General features: G+C 43.6%; 8 protein-coding genes. All 8 read right to left on the bottom strand.

The features are described from left to right. Window positions 1–206 precede the first annotated feature (206 nt). Window positions 207–1,349, bottom strand: coding sequence for a hypothetical protein (locus tag PHG53_04000; protein ID MDD5380788.1), 1,143 nt, complete (start codon window positions 1,347–1,349; stop codon window positions 207–209). A 196-nt stretch (window positions 1,350–1,545) separates the two neighbouring features. Beyond that, on the bottom strand, window positions 1,546–2,631 hold the full coding sequence (locus PHG53_03995; protein MDD5380787.1) for a hypothetical protein: 1,086 nt from the start codon (window positions 2,629–2,631) through the stop codon (window positions 1,546–1,548). Window positions 2,632–2,701: 70 nt separating this feature from the next. Beyond that, a complete protein-coding gene (locus PHG53_03990) occupies window positions 2,702–3,772 on the bottom strand; it encodes a hypothetical protein (GenBank protein ID MDD5380786.1) in 1,071 nt (356 codons plus the stop codon). 110 nt (window positions 3,773–3,882) lie between these two features. Beyond that, window positions 3,883–5,001, bottom strand: coding sequence for a hypothetical protein (locus PHG53_03985; GenBank protein MDD5380785.1), 1,119 nt, complete (start codon window positions 4,999–5,001; stop codon window positions 3,883–3,885). A 370-nt stretch (window positions 5,002–5,371) separates the two neighbouring features. After that, window positions 5,372–5,671, bottom strand: a complete 300-nt coding sequence (locus PHG53_03980; protein MDD5380784.1) for a hypothetical protein — start codon at window positions 5,669–5,671, stop codon at window positions 5,372–5,374. Between the two features lie 422 nt (window positions 5,672–6,093). Continuing rightward, window positions 6,094–7,134, bottom strand: a complete 1,041-nt coding sequence (locus PHG53_03975) for a hypothetical protein (protein ID MDD5380783.1) — start codon at window positions 7,132–7,134, stop codon at window positions 6,094–6,096. A 58-nt stretch (window positions 7,135–7,192) separates the two neighbouring features. Then, the gene (locus tag PHG53_03970) at window positions 7,193–7,954 is read right to left on the bottom strand and encodes a hypothetical protein (GenBank protein MDD5380782.1); all 762 of its coding nucleotides are present in this window, start codon (window positions 7,952–7,954) and stop codon (window positions 7,193–7,195) included. A gap of 19 nt (window positions 7,955–7,973) precedes the next feature. Then, window positions 7,974–9,878 carry a tetratricopeptide repeat protein gene (locus PHG53_03965; GenBank protein ID MDD5380781.1) on the bottom strand — a complete coding sequence of 635 codons (1,905 nt, stop codon included), beginning with the start codon at window positions 9,876–9,878 and terminating at the stop codon, window positions 7,974–7,976. Window positions 9,879–9,915 lie beyond the last annotated feature (37 nt).

Genomic DNA, 9,915 nt, shown 5'->3' with positions numbered 1-9,915 from the left:
CTGCGTCGAAGGATCATAGCATTGAGTACCACAACAAGACAAACCCTCGGGGCAACATTCTCCATCTCCCTCACATTTGTCTACACATTCACCATTTATACAGCATTTGGTAGGATTGCCGTCGCAGCCTTATTAACTTGTAAAAGTTTTCAGAAAACCTGAGCCAAGGGTGAAAACCTACCCCCTCTTTAACAACGGAGAATGAACTATTTGTTTACATCTGCGACAAAGACAAGATTGGCATCTTGGTACTTACATTCCTTGCCTGCGATTTCATCGATGAACTTGTCGCCATTTTGCAAGCCGAGATTTTTATATGTGAAAGTCTCTTCCAAGATAGTATCATTTATAAAAATGTTTTTAAAAACACCTTCTTCATGTTCACGCAGGCTAAAATCACTGTTAAAATCATATCTGTCTTTTGTATATCTTATAGGCACGTACACACCGTTAACCTTTTGATATTCCGTGCTTTTTCGCAACATTAATTTCCCGTCAGCGGTCATCATTTCCCTATCAATTATGTTGAAACCGGCTTTCTCGGAAAAAGTATTTATGAACCAGCCCTTCTTTATATTAAAAGCGTTTGTTTCAAATGGTTCATATATACGATATTGCAAATCGCCGGACAAAATCCGTTGCTCTGCCTTCATTTCTAATCCGCTAATTACGTATTTTCCTTTTTCTTCTATAATGTTCGCATCTTTAGGATATCCATTCCACGCTTGAGAATCGATATCGAATATATATCTTGGCAGATAATTAGGTTGGCGGCCTTGGTATAATGATCCATCTATCTTTGTTTTGACCGCCTTGCGCCGTGCAACTTCATCGTTTCTATTATATGCGTCTGGCTGGGCATTGTATTGATACTCTTTTGTTGTGATTTCGCTGCTGCTGCTTGGTAGTGACTTTGTTCCAAGGTCTTTATTAGTAGCCGGGTCGATATAACGTGACGGAGCTTCTCTGGAACGTTTTACATGCCACAGCCCCTTATCTAAGTCGCATTTAAATACTATTCTATTTTCAGTAATTTCTGCCACTTCATTAGGGCAGGAGCCATTGGCGTCTGTTGATGTCTCGAAGGTCTCCTTTGCAATGTCCCCTTTAAAGACATAATATCTTGAACAATCCAGTTCTCCCTGCCAGGTATGTATTTTCTCGAAGTTGGCTTGTGTGGTGGACGCCAGCATAGACAGGATTCTTGGAATTTTATTAGAGTCCACAGTTTTGAAGTCGGTATCGTCCGCATTCGAAAGACCGTTCAAAACGCAAGTCATTGCAAAAGATAAAACTATTAAAAAGCATTTTGTATTCTTAGCCATAACGTCAATTCTTCTCTTCTTCATTTTTTAACAGCTTGCTGTTGCGTCCTCCTGTTCGGCTCTCTTTCCATTTTACTTCGCGGCTTCGCCGTTGCGTAATACTAACGTTCCTCATTGCGGCCTACGGAAACAACAGCAGTTAGGGCATATCGGCAGCAACAACGCATCCATTTCATCCAGTCGCGAGTCGACAAACTATGCATTCGACGTCCATACAGTCTTATTTTGGGGATGGTTTTTTTACTAACTCAACGAGAGCGCCATTTTTGTATTCGAAATCCTTGTTTGTGATTTTATCTCTAACTTTGTCGCCGCTGTTCAGGTAGGTTAGTTCTGAAAATGTGTTGTCTGGAATAGGCATGTTGATTTGCTGATTTTCAATTGTGCAATCCTCTTGCCAGTCTAATCCGCCGTCCCTAAAATATACTGCTCCTTCCCATTTTTTTGGCAAGAACACATTTTGAACCTTGGTAAATTCAATTGTTTTTTTAGACCTCAATGAGCCGTCATCAAAATAGGTTTCAAAATATGTTTGGTTAAATCCCATTTCACTGCTAAAAATGTGCGTACTCAAAAGTTTCTTGCCAGAGTCGGAAATCTCTAAGCGATATGTTGTATTATCGCCCGCAACTCTCTTTTTTATGACCACGCCATAATGTTCGATGTCAGGTGTCTGAATATTTTGCAATATATTCCGTAATGCTCGCCAAAATGTTTTTTCACCAAAATAAAATACTTTTCTCGGGTCGAGTTTGTGGACACCACCGGGCGGTTCTTTCACCGCCATCCTGCTGGAGATTACTTTGTCTTTTGTCCCCCAGCTCGCAGCAGTTATTTCCGTTTTATAGTCGGATGTTATAAGAAAGATTCGCTCCCCTGGTCCCCAGTCCAACGGATAAATTTTGCTGTTCTTCGGGTCAAGATATGCAGGTGGTTCCGTTCGGTCGGACAAACTGGAAAAATGGTTGTTTGCGACATTAATTTTATATTCGGTTCTACTATTATGTATCACTTGAATTTCATCAGGCAGATTATTAGGGTCAACATCTTTGGATGCTTTTTTAAGCAATTCCCCTGCGAGTTCACCTCTAACTGAAGTGACACTTACATCTGTAATCCAGCCTTGCCAGGTTTTTATTTTTTCAAAATTGCCTTGGATAGAAGACGCTATTATAGATAAAATACCGGGAATCTCATTTGGCTCAACAATTGTGTAATCCCCACCATCTTCTCTTGCAGGACAATTCACGCTGCAAATCATTGCAATGGATAGAACTGCTAAAAAGCATCTTGCATTATTAGCCATGACTTTGCTCCTTTTCAAAGATTATACAAACTCGAATATTTTTTATATAAGACAAAACTTTGGAAATTTTCTAATTGCAAGAATCATTTTCTATTCTGGTTTCGCCTATCAGTGCCCCTCCAACCTCGCTGCATGAATAACACTTGTTCTGAGCAGGCTCAACGCCGTAGCAGTGATAAATGAGGCCATAGTAGGGAGGAATTGACCCCTCAACCAGATTTGTGCATATTGCACACGGTGTATAAAGAGCAGTTTTTATACACCGATACGTTCTTGAGCACCAATCCGTATCATCATGGCAGTCGCCCACACATCCTCGTGGATTACATATTTTTTCAGTAAACCCTGACCAAACCATTCTTGATGATGGAGGAGCGCATTCTCCTACCTCAGATGCGCAACTGCAACCAAGTTCCACACCCCAGCAATCTGTTGGGCCATCAACAATTTTGCATTTGGGTGTACATACCCCATCGCAGCATTTTTGGTTTGTGTCTCCGCCGCAGACTTCGCACACGTTCATGCTTAAACCCACATCGACACAACTTTCGCAGATAGCTGGGTCGCAGCCCCTCCAGCCGCAACATTCGTAGTTAATGTCAGTCACGTAGTATACTGGGGTGCTGTAACAGCATTTCTTCGTTGTTTTATCATAAACCTGCCCACCGCAGCAGCCCTGCGTCGCCTTGTTATAAACTTCTCCGCCGCAGCAGCCCTGCGTATCCTCATTATAGCAATGGCCGTTACAGCACTTCTCCACCGCAGGAGTACAGCAAGTATTACTACTTGTGCCGGGACAGCAGTCTTTCCTCTCAGCTACGCAGCAGGGGCCTCCACTGCCGCCGCACTTGTCTACGCATGCCCATGCAGGAATATCCGGACAGCACTTGTTAGGGTTCCCGCCGCAGAGCGCACAGCAATTGCAGCCCACGGTCACTAAGCATGAGTTGCCGCCGCAGCCTACGGGTACACAATCGTGCCAGTAAGTACTCCACTGCTTACAACAGGGACAAGAAGGAGAGCCGGCCATTGCCAGTCTGCCGAAGCCTCTGGCTTCGTAAGTAGCAATCATTGAAGTGGATATCCTCCCGTTGTTGCTGCCTTCTGCTCGGATACTCTTCCACTGGTATGCCTTCGGCATATCCGCTGTATGTTTCCTCGTTGCGGCCTCGGCAGCAACAACATATCTATTTCGTCCAGTGGCGAGCCGACAAACTACTTATTCGGCTCATTTATATCGGATTCCTTTTTTTATTTAGACTTGTCTGGTAAATCAGAGACGAAGACGAGATTGGCATCTTCGTATTTATATTCCTTGCCTGCGATTTTGTCGATGAACTCGTCTCCGTTTTTCAAGCCGAGATTTTTGTATGTGAAAATCTCTTCCGGGATAGTATCATTTATAAAAATATTTTTAAAAACACCCTCTTCATGGATTTGCAAACTAAAATCTCTGTTGTGATCATATGTGTCTTTTGTATCTCTTATAGGCACGTACACACCGTTAACTTTTTGATATTCCGTGCTTTTTCGCAACATTAATTTCCCGTCAGCGGTTATCCTTTCCGAATCAATTATGTTATAACCGGCTTTCTCGGAAAAAGTATTTATTAACCAGCCCTTGATATTAAGAGTGTTCATTATAAATGGTTCGTGTATTCGATATTGCAAATCGCCGGACAAAGTCCGTTGCTCTGCTTTCATTGTTAAGCCGCTATATTCGAATTTCCCTTTTTCTTCTGAAATCTTCGCATAGTTAGGATATCTATCCCACACTTGAGAATCGATATCAAATATATATCTTGGCAAATACTCAGGCTGGCGCCATTTGTATAACGGTTCTTCTTTTTTTGTTTTAACTGCCTTGCGCTGTGCAACTTCATCGTTTCTATTATATGCGTCTGGCTGGGCATTGTATTGATACTCTTTTGTTATGATTTCGCTGCTGCTGCTGGGTAGTGACTTTGTCCCAAGGTCTTTATTAGTCGCCGGGTCGATATAACGTGTCGGAGCTTCTCGGGAACGTTTTACATACCACAGCCCCTTATTTAAATCGCATTTGAATACTATTATAGCTTCAGTAATTTCTGCCACCTCATTAGGGCAGGGACCATTTGCATCTGTCATTGTCTCGAAGGTCTCTTTTGCAATGCCTCCTTTCAAGACATAATATCTTGAACAATCCAGTTCTCCCTGCCAAGTATGTATTTTCTCAAAGTTTTCTTTTGTTTGTTTTGATATGCTTCTTAGGATACCGGGAATTCTTTCTGGCACAACTGACTGGAATTCTTCACCTTGCGCTATTGCCAAACCATGCGCCGTAAAAATTAATGCGACACATATGCTTATTTTCGTTATCATATCTTTCATATTTATCCATACCCTTTCTTCTGTATTTTTATCTTAGTAATTTTTCACTGTCCACACTTTTTATTATATGGAGCATAAATATTTTCTACAGGATATTGTCCATGCATACATACATAACATACTCCTACCCCTTCTGGAGCTGCAAGGCAAAGAGAGCCATAACATGCCATTCCGGGAAGTTCCCATCGACTACACATAGTTCTTGTGTAGCATATAGGCCTAACGTCATCCTGACAATCTCCCGGACATCCCTGCTCTATGCAAGAATTAAAGGAATTGCCTGTATAATTTATTTTGTAATAACCATCACAACAAACATCGCACCGATACGGGCAATACACGGGTTCTCCGGTACACAAACCTTTATTTTCTAAAAGTTCACATTTCTTGACGCATGAGCCATCACAGCATTCATCACCCGCTCCGCATTTTGATATGCAGTTTCCCTCACCGTCGCATTCTTTGCAATCAGCAGAATCGCAAGATGATACACATTCGCCGTCCACACAAGTTTCGCAATCGGCCGGGTCGCATTTTGATATGCAGTTTCCCTCACCGTCGCATTTTTGGCATATTTCCGGCTTACACCTGCTTTCACAAGCGCCAGACGTTTTGTTACAATCCTCGCACTGATTCGGGTCGCAGCAGGAGCCGTAGCAGCATTTTTCATATAGGTTACATATATAATTTTTAGTTACGCCGGGGCAGCAGTTATGAGTTTTAATATTATAGCATGTGCCGCCGCAACAGCGCTGGTTAAGATCGCCGCCGCATTCTTTGCAGCCGCCGCCAACGCAGCTTAGACATTGGCCCTTCGGCACGCAGGAGTTACAGCAGCAGAATTTGTCAGGATTACCGCCGCATAATCGACAGCTGCCGCTCACGCAAGATTGGCAGGTGCCGCACTCTATTGATCTACACCGGTGCAAATACGGATCCCAATACTCGCAAGAAGGACAAGTAGGAGAACCAGCCATTGCCAGTATGCTGAAGCCAACTTTCCCTTATTAACTTGTAAAAGTTCTCAGAAAACCTCCGCCGAAGGCAAAGTCTCTCCTCTCTAGCACGAAGAACAAATTATTTAATCCGCCGTTATTTCGGCGGATTATTCGGCTCCGGGATTAAGGCGAGGTTCGCATCGACTACATAATTCTTGCCGGTAATTTTGTCTTCGACTCTGTAACCTTTGGGGAAAGGAACAGTAAATATGCTCTCATCAAAATTAGGATTGTTTGCAACGACATTAGAAGCGCGATAGACAAACCTCCGCCACGGTTCTCCATCTTGATAAGGCTTTGATACAGTAACAACTTCCACCGGCCACCATACGCCATGTGAAACCTCTTTCAATTTGGTTACTTTTACAAGTTTTATAAGCTCTTCGTGGTTGTCTGGGTACTTAGCGATAGATTTGTAACCTCGTAACGCAAATCCATGGGATGGGTCAAGCCAATATGTAACATCGTATAATCTTGACCTTATTTTAATGCACTCTGCCCCTTCAAATTCTTCAAAAGTAAATTCAAGTTCAGTTGCGGCCTCAGAATTAGGATCGCTGGCCAACTCAAAGCACTTAGAAAATTTATATATTTCGCCATCAAAAAAGGGCAACGACCAATGTGTTCCTGCGTCATATCCTATGCGTTTGGGTTTATCGGGGAGAATTTCTCCTTTTTTGGCTTGGACGTACCTTCCGTGTTGGCCATCAAAAGACATAGAGTATATCTCTTCTCCATATGGAGCTGAGCCGTTTATCCATTTAGTAACCTCTCTGTGCATATCGACTCTGACCTTACCTTTAGGTCCGCCATCAACCCAAGTAGTATATGATTTATAAATTGGCGTCCGCAGCCACGGCTCACATGGGTCGTAAAAATCGGCTTTCGTCTCCACCCATGACTCTGCATCAATTTTTATATTCTGCGGCTTTCTTTCAGCAACTTTGATTAGAGGTGCCAGCTCTTTGAGTTCCTGCACCGATAGGGCAGATTTTGGGTTCTCGCCTTTAAGAACTGACGATAAACTCAACAAAACGAGGGGAAAAAACAAGTTAAATATCAGCGTCCCACACAGGCGGAGTTTGATTGAAATAGGGTTAAATTGTTGGCTATCTGAAAAAACTCTATTGACCATAATGCATACCTTTCTTTTTTTACTAAAAAGTGGTTTTCCCAACTATATCTGTTATCGATTAATTGCACTTTTCATGGCTACCGCTTCCATATGTTGGCCCATCCTCATCAAAAGCGCACATACAACCGTAGAACCAGACGTTTCTACAGGTTGCTGCTCTATAAAAAGCACAATAGGGCTGTTCACTATCAACAACTTTGCTACAACCCGGAGCACAATCAGCGCATTTAGCGCTGGAAGTGTGTTCGTACACCACATCCCAAAGACAAGTTTTGCCTTCCTGGTCAGGAAAGCATCTGTGGTCATCTGGACTTTGACGTTGGCATCCTGCCTGTATATTAGGTGTGTCGTGTGGACAAGGAGCTCCGGTCGGATTACATTTATTTACACATGTACCATTATTGCAGCATTGGGTATCGGGGTCGCATTTTGATTTGCAGCGGCCGTGGCCATCGCATTCTTCACAATTTTCCGGCTTACACTTGCTGTCACAGGCATGGGTCGTGTAGTTGCAATCGTAGCAGTTATCATAATCACAAAAACACATGTCTTCTAAACATATCATATTCGCCCCACAATTAAATACGGGCCAACAACCATCTTGCCCGCAACCAGGAGGCGGCGGGGGTGGTGGTGGCGGAGGAGGTGGCGGTGGAGGTGGCGGTGGTGGTGGAGGTGGTGGAGGCGATGTACAGGCTTTCGCAATCTCGATGATATTGAATCCCCAGCTGATATCTTCCTGAGCAAAAAACTTAAATAGCCATGTGAAAAGCAAACTGATAGCCAGCACGAACATCAATATCCTCGTTTTTTTGTTCATAAGGCTTACATCCTTCCTTTTACCTTAATTTTTCAAGTTCGGCCTTTGCGGCCAGCGCATCGGGGTTATTCGGGTCATCCATTCTCATTATGAATTCCTCATAGAAACTTGCGGCTAAGTCTTTTTCGCCCATCTTTACATACCACCGACCCAATCCCAGCAAGGCACGTGCAATCGATTCTCTGTCGATTTTTGTTTCCTTTTCAATAACTGATAGCAAAGCCTGCTCTATTTGATAGTCCGCTTCTGATGTTGGAACAACACCCGATTCTGCTAATTTCTCATAAGAGCCGGCTATTAATATCTGGGCATAGTGAATGTACTCATAATCAGGCCAATCACTAATCATTTTCTGACAGGATTCCGCCGCCTTTGCATTTTCACCCAGTTGATAATCGCAGTATGCTATATAAAGATGCGCCTCCGGTAAGTCGGCAGCGGAATCTGGAAATGTTTTTTCTATCATTTCTGCTATCGATTTTGCATTTCGGAATCCCTCTTTCACCTGCTCATTAGTGCCTTCCTTCTGCTGTCGCGAACATGCCAGTTTATAGCGTGCTTTCAATGCTCTTTTAAGGACGTCTTTGAGCAAATTCGGATTGTCATTGAAATCATCAACTATTTTCTCAAGAGCCTCGCTGGCCTGGACTTGGTCCTGCGACAACACCAAAGACAAGGCATTTGCCTTTGAGAGACCTGTCTTTGCTTTGCTTGAGAAAGGACTATCAGGATAGTTTTGTATTATCTGCTGATAGAGACTTTTTGAGTCATTAAATCTGCCTTCCCAGTTGTATCTTTCAGCAATCCAGTAAAGCGACTCCGGCAAATCAGGATATTTAGGAAAATCTGCAATGAGTCTGCCAATGGCCTTGTCGGACATATCAAAAAGGGCTTCGGCCTGTGCAAGGTCTTCATTTTCCTTCGAAAGCCCCTGCTTGCTGCATTGTTCGCCTATTGCTAATACCGCCCTCGGCAAGTCAGGGTGGCCTTCAAAATCGGTAAATAGCTTATCGAAGGCTTTTTCGCCCTTTTCATATTCCTTACGACTAATAAGAGATAAAACTTCCGCCTTTGAAAAGCCCAATCTCGCCTTGTCCGCAAATGAACTGTCAGGGAAGTCTTCTATTATTTCCTGATGGATTCTCTCCGCCTCTCCGTACCTGTCTGCCCAGGCGTACCTTTCTGCAATCCAGTAAAGCGACTCGGGCAAGTCAGGGTGTTCGGGGAAATCCGCAACCATCTTGTCAAGGGCTTCTTCGGCACCATCGTAATCCTTCGACATAATGAGAGACTGAACGTTTGCCTTTGCAAAACCCAATTGCGCCCTGTCTGCATATTGGTTATCAGGGTAATTTTGAATTATTCGCTGATACGCGTCTTTTTCCTCTTCGTGTCTTTCCCAATACCCGAAAGCGCGCCCTATCCAGTATAGCTCATCTGCCAAATTAGGATGATTCTGGAAAGCGGCTACCATCTCATTAAGGGCCAGGTCTGCCGAATTGAAGTCTTGTACAACGACCAGAGACAAGACTTTTGTCTTTGCAATACCTAACTGTGCCTTACTTGCGAAGGGGCTGTCAGGGTAGTTTGTGATTATTTGCCGATAAACTTTCCCCGCACGTTCATATTTATCTTTATCTCTATCGGATGAGCCGTACCATCGGAAATTTTCCGCTATGTCATAAAGGGTCTCCGGCAGAGCTGAATTTGCGGGAAAATCAGCGAGCAGTTTCTGAGTTTGCGACTGGGCCTCGATGTAATTGCCATCCTTGATGAAGGAAATGATATTCGACTTTGCCTGCTCGACCCTGGCCGAGGTATCGGCGGAAACTTTGGCCACGGCCGCAGATAACAGAAGGCCGATGGCCGCAGATGCCAGCAGGACGACAAAGACTAAGGTTATAGAACGGTTTTTTTTAGACATAGGAATGACCTTTCATTAAAGGCGGGCGGATTGTGTC

It is taken from the genome of Phycisphaerae bacterium, from assembly GCA_028714855.1.
In the GTDB taxonomy this organism is placed as follows: Bacteria; Planctomycetota; Phycisphaerae; order Sedimentisphaerales; family Anaerobacaceae; genus CAIYOL01.
This window is presented reverse-complemented; position numbering and strand designations above follow the sequence as displayed.

Coding starts and splice junctions, on each gene's coding strand:
- PHG53_03970 (MDD5380782.1), bottom strand. CDS start 7,954: ATGAACAAAAAAACGAGGATATTGATGTTCGTGCTGGCTATCAGTTTG.
- PHG53_03975 (MDD5380783.1), bottom strand. CDS start 7,134: ATGGTCAATAGAGTTTTTTCAGATAGCCAACAATTTAACCCTATTTCA.
- PHG53_03965 (MDD5380781.1), bottom strand. CDS start 9,878: ATGTCTAAAAAAAACCGTTCTATAACCTTAGTCTTTGTCGTCCTGCTG.
- PHG53_03990 (MDD5380786.1), bottom strand. CDS start 3,772: ATGCCGAAGGCATACCAGTGGAAGAGTATCCGAGCAGAAGGCAGCAAC.
- PHG53_03985 (MDD5380785.1), bottom strand. CDS start 5,001: ATGAAAGATATGATAACGAAAATAAGCATATGTGTCGCATTAATTTTT.
- PHG53_03980 (MDD5380784.1), bottom strand. CDS start 5,671: ATGAAAAATGCTGCTACGGCTCCTGCTGCGACCCGAATCAGTGCGAGG.
- PHG53_03995 (MDD5380787.1), bottom strand. CDS start 2,631: ATGGCTAATAATGCAAGATGCTTTTTAGCAGTTCTATCCATTGCAATG.
- PHG53_04000 (MDD5380788.1), bottom strand. CDS start 1,349: ATGAAGAAGAGAAGAATTGACGTTATGGCTAAGAATACAAAATGCTTT.